This is a genomic window from Xanthobacter flavus (assembly GCF_017875275.1).
In the GTDB taxonomy this organism is placed as follows: domain Bacteria; phylum Pseudomonadota; class Alphaproteobacteria; order Rhizobiales; family Xanthobacteraceae; genus Xanthobacter; species Xanthobacter flavus_A.
In genome coordinates, this window is sequence record NZ_JAGGML010000001.1 from 2,681,349 (window position 1) to 2,695,720 (window position 14,372).

12 protein-coding genes are annotated in these 14,372 nt (G+C 69.1%); 7 read left to right on the plus strand and 5 right to left on the minus strand.

Features of this window, described 5'->3' with window-relative positions:
• A complete protein-coding gene (locus tag J2126_RS12950) occupies positions 1-714 on the minus strand; it encodes a TetR/AcrR family transcriptional regulator (RefSeq protein ID WP_245327304.1) in 714 nt (237 codons plus the stop codon).
• Between the two features lie 160 nt (positions 715-874).
• Between J2126_RS12950 and J2126_RS12955 the strand changes: the two genes are divergently transcribed.
• The 4 genes from J2126_RS12955 (at position 875) to J2126_RS12970 (ending at position 6,149) form a co-directional block, all read left to right on the plus strand.
• Positions 875-2,671 (plus strand): glucan ABC transporter ATP-binding protein/ permease, encoded by a 1,797-nt coding sequence (locus J2126_RS12955; RefSeq protein ID WP_209487365.1) that lies wholly within the window; start codon positions 875-877, stop codon positions 2,669-2,671.
• 222 nt (positions 2,672-2,893) lie between these two features.
• Positions 2,894-4,258 carry a D-alanyl-D-alanine carboxypeptidase family protein gene (locus J2126_RS12960; protein WP_245327305.1) on the plus strand — a complete coding sequence of 455 codons (1,365 nt, stop codon included), beginning with the start codon at positions 2,894-2,896 and terminating at the stop codon, positions 4,256-4,258.
• A 167-nt stretch (positions 4,259-4,425) separates the two neighbouring features.
• Positions 4,426-5,595 carry a CobW family GTP-binding protein gene (locus J2126_RS12965; RefSeq protein WP_209487367.1) on the plus strand — a complete coding sequence of 390 codons (1,170 nt, stop codon included), beginning with the start codon at positions 4,426-4,428 and terminating at the stop codon, positions 5,593-5,595.
• Positions 5,592-6,149, plus strand: a complete 558-nt coding sequence (locus J2126_RS12970; protein WP_209487368.1) for a DUF924 family protein — start codon at positions 5,592-5,594, stop codon at positions 6,147-6,149. Before J2126_RS12965 ends, J2126_RS12970 begins: the two co-directional genes overlap by 4 nt.
• Here the strand turns inward: J2126_RS12970 and J2126_RS12975 are convergent.
• Positions 6,139-7,362, minus strand: coding sequence for a TIGR03862 family flavoprotein (locus J2126_RS12975; protein WP_209487369.1), 1,224 nt, complete (start codon positions 7,360-7,362; stop codon positions 6,139-6,141). The two genes, J2126_RS12970 and J2126_RS12975, sit on opposite strands and share 11 nt — an antisense overlap.
• Positions 7,363-7,542: 180 nt before the next feature.
• Between J2126_RS12975 and J2126_RS12980 the strand changes: the two genes are divergently transcribed.
• Both J2126_RS12980 and J2126_RS12985 read left to right on the plus strand, forming a co-directional pair.
• The gene (locus tag J2126_RS12980; protein ID WP_209490110.1) at positions 7,543-9,417 is read left to right on the plus strand and encodes a DNA polymerase III subunit gamma/tau; all 1,875 of its coding nucleotides are present in this window, start codon (positions 7,543-7,545) and stop codon (positions 9,415-9,417) included.
• 101 nt (positions 9,418-9,518) lie between these two features.
• On the plus strand, positions 9,519-9,839 hold the full coding sequence (locus J2126_RS12985; RefSeq protein WP_209487370.1) for a YbaB/EbfC family nucleoid-associated protein: 321 nt from the start codon (positions 9,519-9,521) through the stop codon (positions 9,837-9,839).
• A 116-nt stretch (positions 9,840-9,955) separates the two neighbouring features.
• Here the strand turns inward: J2126_RS12985 and pnp are convergent, their stop codons facing one another.
• The 3 genes from pnp to J2126_RS13000 all read right to left on the minus strand — a co-directional run bounded on the left by pnp (position 9,956) and on the right by J2126_RS13000 (position 13,403).
• Positions 9,956-12,136 (minus strand): polyribonucleotide nucleotidyltransferase, encoded by a 2,181-nt coding sequence (pnp, locus tag J2126_RS12990; protein ID WP_209487371.1) that lies wholly within the window; start codon positions 12,134-12,136, stop codon positions 9,956-9,958.
• Positions 12,137-12,369: 233 nt separating this feature from the next.
• Positions 12,370-12,639 (minus strand): 30S ribosomal protein S15, encoded by a 270-nt coding sequence (gene rpsO, locus J2126_RS12995; protein WP_024281319.1) that lies wholly within the window; start codon positions 12,637-12,639, stop codon positions 12,370-12,372.
• Positions 12,640-12,965: 326 nt separating this feature from the next.
• Positions 12,966-13,403: a GlcG/HbpS family heme-binding protein gene (locus J2126_RS13000; RefSeq protein WP_209487372.1), complete on the minus strand. Its 438-nt coding sequence runs from the start codon at positions 13,401-13,403 to the stop codon at positions 12,966-12,968.
• 181 nt (positions 13,404-13,584) lie between these two features.
• On the opposite strand from J2126_RS13000, the gene J2126_RS13005 reads away from it, so the two are divergent.
• Positions 13,585-14,082, plus strand: coding sequence for a universal stress protein (locus J2126_RS13005; RefSeq protein ID WP_209487373.1), 498 nt, complete (start codon positions 13,585-13,587; stop codon positions 14,080-14,082).
• Positions 14,083-14,372 lie beyond the last annotated feature (290 nt).

The window sequence follows — 14,372 nt, forward strand, 5'->3', positions numbered from 1 at the left end:
TCAGGCCAGCGCCTTCAGCACGAAGGCGTTGACCTTTTCCGCATAGGCCGGAGCCTCGATGCCGCGCTCACGGTATTTGCTGCGCTTCACATACCAGTCCTGCAGCAGCGGCTTGATGAGCGTCGCCGCAAACAGCGGATCGCCCGCGGCGAACGTGCCCTGTCCCATGCCTTCCGCGATGGCGTCGGCGAGGATGCGCTCGGTGGTGCGCTCGCTCTCCACCGCGCGCTTGCGGGCTTCGGGCGGGAAGGCCTTCGCCTCCATGTAGGCGAAGACGAACCAGGGGTGCATGGCCTCGGTCAGGAGGATGTGCCGCTCGATGAGCCAGGCGAGGTGCCGGGCCGGGTCCGCGCGCACCGCCTGCGGCGCTCCGGCGAGGGCGCCTTCCGCCGCCTCTGCCACCTCCTCCAGAATCATGAGGAGCAGCGTGTCCTTGCTGTCGAGGTAGGAATAGAGCCCGCCCATGCTGAGGCCGGATTCCTCCGCCAGTTGGCGCAGCGTCATGGCGTGGAAGCCGTGGCGGTTGGCGAGCGTCAGCGCCGCGCCGAGGATGCGGGCGAGATTGGCTACCGCAAGATGCGGCTTGCGCACCTTGATGGTGTCGCGATGGCGGGCAAGGATGCGCGCGGCGCTGGCCTCGAGGGAATGATCCGGCGCCTGGGATGCCAATGGGGATGCCGCGATCCGCGCGTCCGTCGCCTGTTCCTCGCCCAATCGAGACCCCCGCCAAAGCTGTCCGCAGACTGCGGGCGGCCCGCCGAATGTCAAGCGAGGCGCTGCCTGCCCGGGCGCGGCACGGGGGCATTTGTCCCATCCCCTTGCAACATGGCCCCGCCTTCGCTTTTGTGGCGCAAAGGGACCGGAGCCCGTCCGCATGAGCCTTCTGCGCGTCTATGCCCGCACCATCAGCCTCCTCGGACCGGAGGCCCGGCTGGGGGCGCTGCTGGCTGGCTCGAACCTCGCCCTGGCGGTGTCCCAGTTCGCCGAGCCCATCCTGTTCGGCCGCATCATCGATGCGCTGGCCACCGCCCAGGCCGCCCAGCGGTTGCCGCACACCGACGACCTCGTGCCGCTGCTCGCGGCCTGGGTGTGCTTCGGCCTGTTCAACATCGGCGCCGGCGTGCTGATCTCGCTCCACGCCGACCGCCTCTCCCACCGGCGCCGGCTGGGCGTGCTGACGCAATATTTCGAGCATGTGCTGCAACTGCCGCTGAGCTTCCACGGGGAAACCCATTCCGGCCGCCTGCTGAAGGTGATGCTGGAAGGCGTCGACGCCCTGTGGGGGCTCTGGCTGTCCTTCTTCCGGGAGGATTGCGCGGCGATCCTCTCCCTCATCATCCTCGTTCCGGTGGGCATCTACCTCAACTGGCGGCTGGGGCTGGTGCTGATCGTGCTGATGGCGGTGTTCGGCGCCGTTACCGCTTATGTCATCCGCCGCACCGAGGCCATGCAGCGGCAGGTGGAGGAATACAATTCCGACCTCGCCGAGCAGACCTCCGACGCGCTGGGCAACGTGGCGGTGATCCAGAGCTACACCCGCACCGAGGCCGAGGTCTCGGGCCTCCGCGACACGGTGAACCGGGTGCTGGCGGTGCAGATTCCGGTGCTGTCGTGGTGGGCCATGGTGTCCATGGCCACCAAGGCGGCGACCACCCTCACCATCCTCGCCATCCTGCTCATCGGCACGTGGCTCTACATGCAGGGCCTCGCCAACATCGGCGACATCGTCACCTATGTCGCCTTCGCCAACATGCTCATCGGCCGCCTCGACCACACCGTGTCCTTCTTCAACCGGCTGATGATGTCGGCGCCGCAGCTCGCCCAGTTCTTCGATGTGCTGGACACGGTGGGCGCGGTGCGCGACCGGCCGGGGGCCAAGCCCCTGCCGCCGGTGAAGGGCGACGTGACGTTCGACGACGTGTCCTTCTCCTATGACGGCAAGCGCACGGCGGTGGCGGACGTGTCGTTCCACGCCGAGCCCGGCCAGACCTTCGCTTTCGTCGGCACGACTGGCGCGGGCAAGTCCACCGCCCTCGCCTTGCTGCACCGGGTGTTCGACCCCCAATCGGGCGCCATCCGCATCGACGGCGAGGACATCCGGGACGTCACGCTCTCCTCCCTGCGCCACGCCATCGGCGTGGTGTTCCAGGAGCCGCTGCTGTTCAACCGCTCCATCGCCGACAACCTCAGGGTGGGCAAGCCCGACGCCACCGAGGCGGAGATGCGCGAGGCGCTGGCCCGCGCGCAGGCGCTGGAGCTGGTGGAGCGCAACCCGCTCGGCCTCCAGGCGGTGGTGGGTGAGCGCGGCCGCGCGCTTTCCGGCGGCGAGCGCCAGCGCCTGTCCATCGCCCGCGCGCTGCTCAAGAACCCGCCCATCCTGATCCTCGACGAGGCGACCAGCGCGCTGGACGCGGCCACCGAAGTGAAGGTGCAGGCGGCGCTGGACGAGGTGATGAAGGGCCGCACCACCTTCGTCATCGCCCACCGCCTCGCCACCGTGCGCAATGCCGACCGCATCCTGGTGTTCGAGCATGGGCAGGTGGTGGAGGCCGGCACGTTCGAGGAGCTGGTGCGCCTTGGTGGACGCTTCGCGGCGCTCGCCCGCGCACAGTTCATGGCAGGCGCGGAAGAGACCGAGCGGCCGGCGTCGGCGTTGATCGTCGAGACGTGAACCAGCGCGGCGGCTCGGGGTTGCGTACCGTCAAGGACAAGCTGAAGTCTTCGTCGTAAAGGTTTCGCGCATTAAAGGAGTAGGGCAGAATTGTGGCAGACTAGGCGAGGCTTCGACCTGTGCCGCATCGGCCGTGCGCCCCATTGCGCCTTTTCCGCGCAAGCGAAACCGGTTATGGAAGGGCAGTTCCTGCGCGCGATTTCTCAACAGGGAGCGGATCGGTTGGCGCCCACGACATCACGTTTCGCCCTCCGAGCCTCGTTTATCGGCTGCCTGCTGGCCGTTTTCGGGCTCGTGCTCGCCGCCGCCGCCCCGGCCCGTGCCAATCCGATCCTGCTGGTTGAGGCCGATACCGGCCGGGTGATCGAGCAGAAGGAGGCCGGGCGCCCCTGGCATCCCGCTTCCGTCACCAAGCTGATGACGGTCTATGTGGCGCTCAACGCCGTGCGCAACGGCCGGCTGAAGTTCGATACGCCCATCCCCGTCTCGCCTGCGGCGGCGTCGCAGCAGCCGTCCAAGATGGGCTTCAAGGTGGGCACCGTCGTCACCCTCGACAACGCCCTGAAGATGGTTCTGGTGAAGTCGGCCAACGACATGGCCTGGCTGGTGGGCGAGGGGGTCGCCGGCTCCATGCCTGCCTTCGTCGCCGAGATGAATGCCACCGCCGCCCACCTCGGCATGACCGGCACCCATTTCGAGAACCCCAACGGCCTGCCGGACCCCGACCAGGTGACCACGGCCCGCGATCTCGCCATCCTGGCGCGCGCCATCATCTATCATTTCCCGGAGCAGGAGGCCCTGTTCCGCATCCCCGCCATCAAGATCGGCAAGGTGGTTCTGCGCAACTACAACCGCCTGATCGACCGCTATCCCGGCGCGGACGGCATGAAGACCGGCTTCGTCTGCGGCTCCGGCTACAATCTCGTCGCCACCGCGACGCGCGGCAACAAGCGCCTCATCGCCGTCATTCTCGGCGCCCGCTCCGGCACCGCCCGCACCGAGCAGGCTGCGCTGCTGTTCGAGAAGGGCTTCCAGTCGTCCTGGTCGGTGTTCGGCGCCGCCGCCCCGCTCCTGTCCGCAATCCCCAACAGCAGCGGGCCGATCTATGACATGCGGGCCGAGGTGTGCGGCGGCAAGCGCGCCGTGACCGCGTCCGAGGCGGACGACGAGCCCGATCCGCAGGCGAGCTCCAGCTTCTCCTTCGCGACGCCCGCGCTGCCCAAGTCCGGCGCCGAGCTGCTGCAGACCCTGCCGCCCTCCATGCCGCCCGTTCCGGTCTATGTGGGCACGCGCAACGCGGTGGAGGACTACGCCACCGCCTACGAGCCCGATCCGCCGAAGAAGCCCAAGGCGGCTGCCGGATCGAAGCCCGACAGCAAGTCCGCCGCCACCTCCGACAAGCCCAAGGCCAGCGGGGACAAGCCCAGCGGGGATGCGAAGAAGCCGGCCTCCGCCGAAAAGAAGCAGGTGCAGCCGCAGGGCGCCGTCGCTGCCGGAAGCACGGCCACGCCGAAGCCCAAGCCCAAGCCGGCCCCCGCGCCCGCCAAACCCGAGGCAACCGCACCGGCCCCCAAACCGGCGACGTAGATCGCCGGCCAACCCTGGCGTTTCGGAGACGCTGGTCGCCGGTTCCTCGCAGAACATCGGCGACATAAGGCGGCAGGTCTTCGCCTGCTGCCAACCGCACTCTTGACCCCGCAGACCGTCTCGTAGAGGCAGGGAGGCAATCCATCCCTCCTGCCGGGAAACGTCCCATGCCGGGCTCCTCCGACGCACTCCCACAGCAAGGCGCTTCCGCACCAGAAGCCGCCACGCCGCGCCGCGGCCCGCCCGCGCCCATCGCCGTCACCGTGCTCACCGGCTTTCTCGGCGCCGGCAAGACCACCCTGCTCAACGCCCTCCTGGCCGACCCCGCGCTGGCCGACACCGCCGTCCTCATCAACGAGTTCGGCGAGGTGGGGCTAGACCATCTGTTCGTGCGGTCGGTGGAGGAGGGCATCGTGATGCTGTCCTCCGGCTGCCTGTGCTGCACAGTGCGGGGCGATCTCGTCGCCGCGCTGGAGGATCTGCTGCGCGGCCGCGACAACGATCGCCTGCCGCCCTTCTCCCGCGTCGTCATCGAGACCACCGGCCTTGCCGATCCGGCGCCGGTGATCCACACGCTGATGACCCATCCCTATCTCGGCCTGCGCTACCGGCTCGACGGCATCGTCTGCGTGGTCGACGCGGTGAACGGCGACGCTACCCTCGACGCCCATGCCGAGGCGGTGAAGCAGGCGGCGGTGGCCGACCGCATCGTCCTCACCAAGACCGATCTCGTCACGGACACCGAAGCCCTCGACGCGCTGAGGACGCGGCTCCATCGGCTCGCCCCGGCGGCGAAGATCGTGGATGCGGCGGCGGGGGAAGCGACGGCGGACGCGCTGCTCGGCGCCGGCCTGTTCGATGCGAAGACGCGGATCCCGGATGTCGCCCGCTGGCTCGCCGCCGAGGACGTCGCCGCGGCGCAGGCCGAGGTCGATCCCTCGGGTCTCGACCCCAACCGGCACGACAGCCGCATCCGCGCCTTCACCCTTGCCACCGACGCCGCCATTCCGGCCGCGACGCTGGACCTGTTCCTCGAATTGCTGCGAGCGACCCATGGCGCCAGCCTGCTGCGCATGAAGGGCATCGTGAAGCTTGCCGAGGAACCTGAGACGCCCGTGGTGCTTCATGCCGTGCAGCATGTGATGCACCCGCCCGCCCGCCTTCCCGGCTGGCCCGACGACGACCACAGGAGCCGCCTCGTGATGATCGTGCGCGACCTCGACCCGCAGGTGATCGCCCGCCTGTTCAACGCCTTCCTCGGCATCCCGCAGGTGGACATGCCGGACCGTGCCGCGCTCACCGACAACCCGCTGGCGCCTCCGGGGATGGCCCGATGAGCGCCCGCGTCCCCACATCCGAAGCGGTGCTCTCCTTCTGGCAGGCCGCCGGCCGCGAGAAGTGGTTCGGCGGCGGCCCGGCCTTCGACGCCGAGGTCCGCGACGCCCTGCTGCCAGCCCATGAGGCGGCGGCGGCAAGCGCTCTCGACGGCTGGCAGGGCACCGCGCCCGGCGCGCTCGCCCGCATCATCCTGCTGGATCAGGTGCCGCGGAACGTTTTCCGGGGCACGCCGCAGGCCTTCGCCACGGATGCCATGGCGCTGGCGGCGGCTCAGAAGGCGCTGGATCGGGGGTTCGACAAGGACCCGTCCATTCCCGATGCGCTGCGCAGCTTCTTCTATCTGCCCTTCATGCATGCCGAGGACCGGGCGGCGCAGGCGAGATGCGTCGCGCTCTATCGTGCTTTGGGGCAGGAGGAGGGTGTGCGCTATGCCCTCATCCACCAGGAGTGCATCGACCGTTTCGGCCGTTTCCCCCATCGCAATGTCATCCTCGGCCGCGCGACCACGCCGGAAGAGGCAGACTATCTCGCGAACGGCGGCTTCAGCGGCTGAGGCGGGCCTTTGCGCCTTCTCCGACGGTCCGGCCGGTGGCGATGACCGCCTGAAGGAGATACCCGCCGGTGGGCGCCTCCCAATCCAGCATCTCGCCGGCAACGAACACCGGCGGCAGATGGGGCGGCAGTCCGAGCAGCGAAAAGTCCGGGCCGATGCAATCCCAGGCGATGCCGCCGGCGGACGAGATCGCCCGTTCCAGCCCGGCATGCCCGATGACGGTCAGCGGCAACGCCTTGATGAGGCGGGCGAGCGTCGCCGGATCAGGCCGCGCGGGGCCGGTCGCCTCGCGGATGAGCCCCACCGCCACCGGCGCGAGCCCCGCCGCCTTGCGCAGGAAGGTGGAGAGCGAGGCGCTGCCCGGCCCGCCGCCGAGCCGCTTCGCCAGCTCTGCGCCGTCGAGGTCGGGCCGTAGATCCACGTGCAGGATCACGGGGCCGTCCGCCAGCGCCCGCCGGAGCGGCGCAGAGAGGGCGTAGACGGCCCCGCCTTCCAGCCCGGACGCGCTCACCATGGCCTCGCCCTTCACCGTCACGCCGTTGAAGGTGAGGGCGATGCGCTTCAGCGGCGTGCCGGCGAACTTCTGCCGGAAGACCTCGGACCATGGGACGAGAACGCCCATATTGGCCGGCACGAAATTCTTCACCGCCACGCCGAGGGCTCGCAGCGCCGGAACGAACCCGCCATCCGATCCCAGCCGCGGCCAGGAGGCGCCGCCGAGGGCGAGGATGACGGCATCCGCCTTCACCTCGGCCAGTCCGTCCGGCGTCTCGAACAGCAGGGCACCGGCGGCGTCGAAGCCCCGCCAGTCATGGCGGGGATGGAAGGTGACGCCGTTTGCCGCCAGCCGGCCCAGCCAGGCGCGCAGCAAAGGTGAGGCCTTGAAACTCTTCGGGAAAACGCGGCCGCTGGAGCCGACGAACGTCTCCTCCCCCAGCCCCGCCGCCCAGTCGCGCAGCGCCTGCGGCGGGAACGCGGCCAGCGCGGGGGCGAGGCGTTCCGCCGCCGTGCCGTAGCGGGCGAGGAAGGCGTCGGCCGGCTCGGAATGGGTGAGGTTGAGCCCGCCGCGCCCCGCCATCAGGAATTTCCGCGCGGCGGATGGCATGCGGTCGTAGAGCGCCACCCGCATCCCCGCCGCTGACAACACCTCCGCGGCCGCGAGCCCGGCGGGGCCGGCGCCGACGATGGCGATGTAGGGGGAAGGCTGGGTCACGATCTGGTCCAAGGTTTGGGGGCGACCGGGTGTAAGCACGGCCGGGCTCCGGACGCCAGCATTCTCGGCTCTGCGGCCTGCAAAGCCGTGGACGGCGGGGATTTGGCGCAGCGGCCATCGACGTGCGGGCGCGCGATGCTATGTATGGGACAGGCCAGCGACGGCCCCGAAGGCAGCCAGATGAGCGACGAGCAGCAGATCGACGACCAGCAGGACGGACCGGGCTTCGACCTCGGCCTGCCCGAGGCTGCGCCGACGCCTGCCGCCCCAGCGCCCGCCCAGACCGCACCCACCGAGGCTTCCCCCGGCGCCTACCGGGTGCTGGCGCGCAAATACCGCCCGCAGAATTTCGCGGACCTCATCGGCCAGGAGGCCATGGTCCGCACCCTGCGCAATGCCTTCTCCTCGGGGCGGATCGCGCAGGCCTATATCCTCACCGGCGTGCGCGGCGTGGGCAAGACCACCACCGCCCGCATCCTTGCCCGCGCTTTGAACTACGAGCCGGCGGACGGCGCCCCCGGCGGGCCGAGCCTCGATCTTGCGGTGATGGGCAAGCACTGCCGCGACATCATCGAATCCCGCCATGTGGACGTGATGGAGATGGACGCTGCGTCCAACACCTCCATCAACGACATCCGCGAGATCATCGAGAGCGCGCGCTACCGCCCGGTAATGGCGCGCTACAAGGTCTACATCATCGACGAAGTGCACATGCTCTCCACTGCGGCCTTCAACGGGCTGCTGAAGACGCTGGAAGAGCCGCCGGAGCATGTGAAGTTCATCTTCGCCACCACCGAGATCCGCAAGGTGCCAGTCACCGTGCTGTCCCGCTGCCAGCGGTTCGACCTGCGCCGGGTGGAGGCGGGCACGCTGGCCGCGCACCTCTCCGGCATCTGCGCGCGCGAGGGCGTCACCATCGAGCCGGAGGCGCTCTCCATCGTCGCCCGCGCGGCCGAGGGCTCGGTGCGCGACAGCCTGTCCCTGCTGGATCAGGCCATCGCCCACGGCGGCGGCACGGTGGGCGCGGACGAGGTGCGGCGCCTCCTCGGCCTCGCCGACAAGGGGCGCGTGATCGACCTGTTCGAGGCGCTGATGAAGGGCGAGATCGCTCGCGCGCTGGCGGAATTCCGCGACCAGTACGATTCCGGCGCCGACCCCGCCGTCATTCTCACCGACCTCGCCGATTTCACCCATCTCGTCACCCGCCTGAAGATCGTGCCCGATGCGGCCGACGACGCCGCGCTCGTGGAGGCCGAGCGGGTGCGTGGCTCCGAGATGGCCCAGGGCCTCTCCATGCGGGTGCTGGCCCGCGCCTGGCAGATGCTCTCGAAGGGCATCGGCGAAGTGCAGCAGGCGCCGAAGCCCGCCCAGGCGGCGGAGATGGTGCTGGTGCGCCTCGCCTATGCCGCCGACCTGCCGACCCCGGACGAGGCCCTGCGGCGGTTGAAGGACCAGCCGGTCCCCGCGCCCGCCGCGCCGTCCTTGCCCTCCGGCGGCGGGGGTGGTGGTGGCGGTCCGCGCCTCTCCCTCGCGCCGCGCCCGGCGGAAGCCCGGCCGCAGCCGCGCGAAGAGATTCGCACCGATGCCCGCGCGGCGCTGCCTGCCGAGGGGCCGCGCCTCGGCAGCCTCGCCGACGTGGCGGCCCTTGCCGCAGCCCGCCGCGACCTTGCCCTGAAGCACGGCATCGAGACGCAGTTGCGCCCCGTGCATGTGGAGGACGGGCGCATCGAGGTGGCGCTGGTGCCCGGCGCGCCGGGCAGCCTCATTCAGGATCTTTCCCGCAAGCTCAACGACTGGACCGGCCGGCGCTGGATGGTCTCCGTCTCCTCCCAGTCCGGCGGGCCGACGCTGGCGGAGGAGAATGCGGCGGTGAAGGCCGAGCGGGAGGAGGGCATCAAGGCCCATCCGCTGGTGGCCGCCGTGCTCGCCCGTTTCCCAGGCGCCGAGGTGGTGGACGTGCGCACCCGCGAGGAGCCCCCCGCCGACGAGGGCCTCGCGCCCTCGGAGGAGGATTACCTCGCCGGCCCGGGCGCCGACGACGAGATCGAATTCTAGAGCACACCGGGTGTGCTCTATTTGTTTGTTTTTACGCAATTCCGGACGCGAAACCGGTTCGCACTTTCGCTGGAATTGCTCAAGCAAGGGATAGGAGTACCATGCGCGACCTCATGGGCATGATGAAGCAGGCCAAGGAGCTTCAGGACCGCATGCAGCAGATGCAGGCGGAGCTGGAGACGGTCGAGGTGGAAGGCAGCTCCGGCGGCGGCCTCGTCTCGGTGCGCGTCACGGCCAAGGGCGAATGCAAGGCGGTGCGCATCGACCCCTCGCTGGTGAAACCGGAGGAGGTGGAAATCCTCGAAGACCTCATCGTCGCCGCTTTGGCCGATGCGCGGGGCAAGGCCGAGCGGGTGATGCAGGAAAAGATGCAGTCCCTCACCGGCGGGTTGGCGCTGCCGCCGGGGCTGAAGCTGTTCTGAGGGGGCCTCGTCACCAAAGCGAGCGTCCGCTGGCCGTCCGTAGCCAGGGGGTGCATCCTCAAACAAGAAGGGCGGCCTCGCGGCCGCCCGTCTCTATTCAACGCTGATGCGGAGGATCACTCCGCCGCGCCGGCCTCGCCTTCGGAGGCGGTGCGGCCGGCTTCGCGCTCGGCCTTGGCCTTGGCTTCCAGATCCTCGCCGGTGGCCTGGTCGACCACCTTCATGGACAGGCGGGTCTTGCCGCGCTCGTCGAAGCCCATGAGCTTCACCTTCACCTTGTCGCCTTCCTTGACGACGTCGGAGGGCTTGGCCACGCGCTCGTTGGCCATCTGCGACACGTGGACGAGGCCGTCCTTGGAGCCGAAGAAGTTCACGAAGGCGCCGAAGTCCACCACCTTCACGACGGTGCCCTCATAGATCTGGCCCACTTCCGGCTCGGAAGCGATGGACTTGATCCAGTTGATGGCGGCCTTGATCGCCTCGCCATTGGCGGACGCGATCTTGATGGTGCCGTCGTCCTCGATGTTGATCTTGGCGCCGGTCTTCTCGACGATCTCGCGGATCACCTTGCCGCCGGAGCCGATCACTTCGCGGATCTTGTCCACGGCGATCTTCATCACCTCGATGCGCGGGGCGTGCTCGCCGAGTTCCGCGCGGGCGGTGGTGAGGGCCTTCGCCATCTCGCCGAGGATGTGGACGCGGCCGTCCTTCGCCTGGGTGAGGGCGACCTTCATGATCTCCTCGGTGATGCCGGCGATCTTGATGTCCATCTGGAGCGAGGTCACGCCCTGCTCCGTGCCGGCCACCTTGAAGTCCATGTCGCCGAGGTGATCCTCGTCGCCGAGGATGTCGGAGAGCACCGCGAACTTCTCATCCTCGAGGATGAGGCCCATGGCGATGCCCGCCACCGGACGGCGCAGCGGGACGCCCGCATCCATCAGCGCCAGCGAGGTGCCGCAGACGGTGGCCATGGAGGACGAGCCGTTCGACTCGAGGATCTCCGACACCACGCGCAGGGTGTAGGGGAACTCGTGCTTGGCGGGCAGCATGGGGTGGATGGCGCGCCAGGCGAGCTTGCCGTGGCCGATCTCGCGGCGGCCGGGCGAGCCCATGCGGCCGGTCTCGCCCACGGAGAAGGGCGGGAAGTTGTAGTGCAGCAGGAAGTGCTCCTTGTAGGTGCCTTCCAGGCTGTCGATGAACTGCTCGTCCTCGCCGGTGCCGAGGGTGGCGACCACGAGGGCCTGCGTCTCGCCGCGGGTGAACAGCGCGGAGCCATGGGCGCGCGGCAGGATGCCGACCTCGGAGACGATCGGGCGCACGGTGCGCACGTCGCGGCCGTCGATGCGGATGCCGTCGTCGAGGATGTTCCAGCGCACGATCTTGGCTTCGAGCGCCTTGAACACCTCGGAGACCACCTGCGGGTTCGGCACGGACGTGCCGCCGATGGCGAGCTCCTCGTAATACTTCTTCACCTTGGACTTGGCGGCGCCGACGGCGGCGTAGCGGTCCTGCTTCTGCTTGATCTTGTAGGCGGCGCGCAGATCGTGCTCGGCGATCTCCTTCACCTTGGCCTCGATCTCCGAGACGTCGAGCGGCGCGAAGGTGCGGGGCTCCTTGGCGGCCTTCTCGGCGAGCTTGATGATGGCCTGGATCACCGGCTGGAAGTGGCGATGGCCGAACATCACGGCGCCGAGCATGATCTCCTCGGGCAGCTCTTTGGCTTCCGATTCCACCATCAGCACCGCGTCACCCGTGCCGGCGACCACGAGGTCGAGGGAGCTTTCCTTCACCTCGTCGACGGTGGGGTTGAGCACGTATTCATTGTCGATGAAGCCGACGCGGGCGGCGCCCACCGGACCCATGAAGGGGATGCCGGAGAGGGTCAGCGCGGCGGAGGCGGCGACCAGGGCGACCACGTCCGGATCGTTCTCGAGGTCATGCGCCAGCACGGTGACGACCACCTGGGTGTCGCACTTGTAGCCCTCGGGGAACAGGGGGCGGATCGGGCGGTCGATGAGGCGGGAGACCAGCGTCTCCTTCTCGGACGGACGACCCTCGCGCTTGAAATAGCCGCCGGGGATGCGGCCGGCCGCGTAGGTCTTTTCCTGATAGTTCACGGTCAGCGGAAAGAAATCCTGGCCGGGCTTCGGCTCCTTGGCCGAAACGACGGTGGCGAGAACCTTGGTGTCGCCGTAGGTGGCCAGCACGGAGCCGTCGGCCTGGCGGGCCATCTTGCCCGTCTCGAGGGTGAGGGTGGTTCCGCCCCAGTCCAGCTCTTCGCGGTGGATGTCGAACATGTCTTGCTCTTTCAGTTCAGGCGCGAACGAAAAAAGCCATGAGCAAGACGGCCGGACGCGCCGCGCGAAGCCAAACCCTCATACGGGGGCTCCGACGGTTGCGTCCGGCGATCCTGCCATGGCTTCTTCCATTCACGGACCCGCAGCAGGCCCCATGCCCGCTGCGTATATGCGCCCCCGTGGCGGGGGCGCGCGGCGCCAGCCTGTCGCCCGGCCGGCGCCGGAAACCGGCGTCAGCGGCGGATGCCCAGACGCCCGATGAGGGACTTGTAGCGGCCCTCGTCCTTCTTCTTCAGATAGTCGAGCAGGCTGCGCCGCTGCGAGACGAGCTTGAGAAGCCCGCGACGCGAGTGGTTGTCCTTGTTGTGGGACTTGAAGTGCTCGGTGAGGTTGGTGATGCGCTCGGTGAGGATCGCAACCTGCACCTCGGGCGAACCCGTGTCGCCGTCCTTGGCACCAAAGTCCTTGATGAGCGCCTGCTTGCGCTCCGCCGTGATCGACATCGGTCAATCCTTTCAACAGAGAGTGGGGAGGAGGCGGAAGCCCTTGTGCCGGGTCCCTCGTAGAGGTAGCGGCGGGCTCTCGATCTCCGTTCGGCCGGGCCGGGATGTCGTCCAGCACGGTCGAAGCTGTGCGAAACGCGGGATCGGTCCAATGACCATCCGTTGCCGTTTCCGTATTGCCGTCAGCATATTAAGCTGCCAACGGGAAACGCGGCGCCCCGAGGGGCACCGTCCGCGCGGCGGACTATAGCTAAATTTCCGCGCCCGGCCAGCGGAATGTTTCGCCGCCTCCGGTGGCTCAGTCAGCGCCCTGGTCGGCCGGATTGTTAGTCAGCGCCCTGGTCGGCCGCATGGCCGGCGGCGGTGATGCCGGCGATGGCGCAGGCCTCGTCATTGTCGGAGGTGTCGCCGGAGATGCCGACCACGCCGATCACCTTGCCGTCGCCGGAGCGGATCAGCACGCCGCCCGGTACCGGGATGAGCGAGCCGCCGATGGCGGAGGTGGCGGCGGCGATGAAGAAGGGCTGGTCCTTCGCCCGCTTGAACAGGGAGCGCGAGCCCATGCCCAGCGCCAGCGCACCCTTGGCCTTGCCGAGGGCGATATCCATGCGGTTGAGGCTGGTGCCGTCCTCGGAGCCGGCCGCCTTGAGCGCGCCGCGCCCATCAAGAACGCAGATGGCGAGCGGGTTCATGCCGCCCGCCCGGGCATGGGCGAGGGCCGTCGTGACGATGGTCTGGGCCTGTTCGAGCTTGAGTTCCGACACGGCTTGGTCCTTTCCCCTTCGGACGCCGGGCGGCGTCGCGATTGCCTCTGACGCCTCCCTCTAAACTAAGCGGCGGTCAATGCGAACCGGGAGGGAGACGCCGAGAATCCTCTCCCCTGCGCCCCCGCCGCCGTGCCACCATGCGCCCCGCCCCAGAGAGCCGATCCGGGAGAGCGCCGACATGATCCCGACCCGACAGAGCCGCGAGCCCGGGCATCGCCGGAAGTTCCTGGTGGTGGTGGACGACACGCCCGAATGCGATCGCGCCGTCTATTACGCCGCCCGCCGCGCCGCCGGTACCGAGGGCGGGGTGGTGATGCTGGGCGTTCTGGAGCTTGAAGGCGTCAGCCAGCAATGGCTGGGCGTCGCCGATTTGATGCGGGCCGAGGCCCATGAGGAGATGGAGGCCCGGCTCGCCAAATATGTCGCACGGGCGCGGCAGGTGGCCGGAATCGCCCCGGAAACGGTGATCCGCGAAGGTGCGCTGGCCGAGGCCATCGGCGCGGTGATCCGCGAGGACCGCGACATCGCCATCCTGGTGCTCGCGGCCGGGACGGGGAAGGAAGGGCCGGGGCCGCTGGTCGCGTCGCTGGCCGCCGGCCATGCGGCGCGCTTTCCCATCCCGGTCACCATCGTGCCGGGCGCGCTGACCGATCAGGAGCTGGACGGGCTCGCCTGAAAAGATGCACCGCCGGGACAGATCGCTCCATCCCGGCGGTCGCGCGGCCCGAACGAGAAACGCAAGGACTAGATCCTCGCTCGGGACGGCGGTTCGAATGTCTGGTTGATCCGGCAGCTTTGGCGGATCGGGCGCGGACGCGTCATCGTGGCGATGGCGAGCGCTTCAGCGCCGGGCGTCGCCATCGACGGGTCGAGGCGGAACGCGGTCGGCGGGCAGGAACACCCCCCGTGCGGCGCAATTGCGGCGATGCGGTTCGGGATCGGCGGACGTGCCATGCGCGAATCGCA

Coding starts and splice junctions, on each gene's coding strand:
- rpsO (WP_024281319.1), bottom strand. CDS start 12,639: ATGTCGATCACGGCGGAGCGCAAGCAGGCGCTCATCAAGGACTTTGGT.
- J2126_RS13005 (WP_209487373.1), top strand. CDS start 13,585: ATGATCCCGACCCGACAGAGCCGCGAGCCCGGGCATCGCCGGAAGTTC.
- J2126_RS12965 (WP_209487367.1), top strand. CDS start 4,426: ATGCCGGGCTCCTCCGACGCACTCCCACAGCAAGGCGCTTCCGCACCA.
- J2126_RS12970 (WP_209487368.1), top strand. CDS start 5,592: ATGAGCGCCCGCGTCCCCACATCCGAAGCGGTGCTCTCCTTCTGGCAG.
- J2126_RS12985 (WP_209487370.1), top strand. CDS start 9,519: ATGCGCGACCTCATGGGCATGATGAAGCAGGCCAAGGAGCTTCAGGAC.
- J2126_RS12980 (WP_209490110.1), top strand. CDS start 7,543: ATGAGCGACGAGCAGCAGATCGACGACCAGCAGGACGGACCGGGCTTC.
- pnp (WP_209487371.1), bottom strand. CDS start 12,136: ATGTTCGACATCCACCGCGAAGAGCTGGACTGGGGCGGAACCACCCTC.
- J2126_RS12955 (WP_209487365.1), top strand. CDS start 875: ATGAGCCTTCTGCGCGTCTATGCCCGCACCATCAGCCTCCTCGGACCG.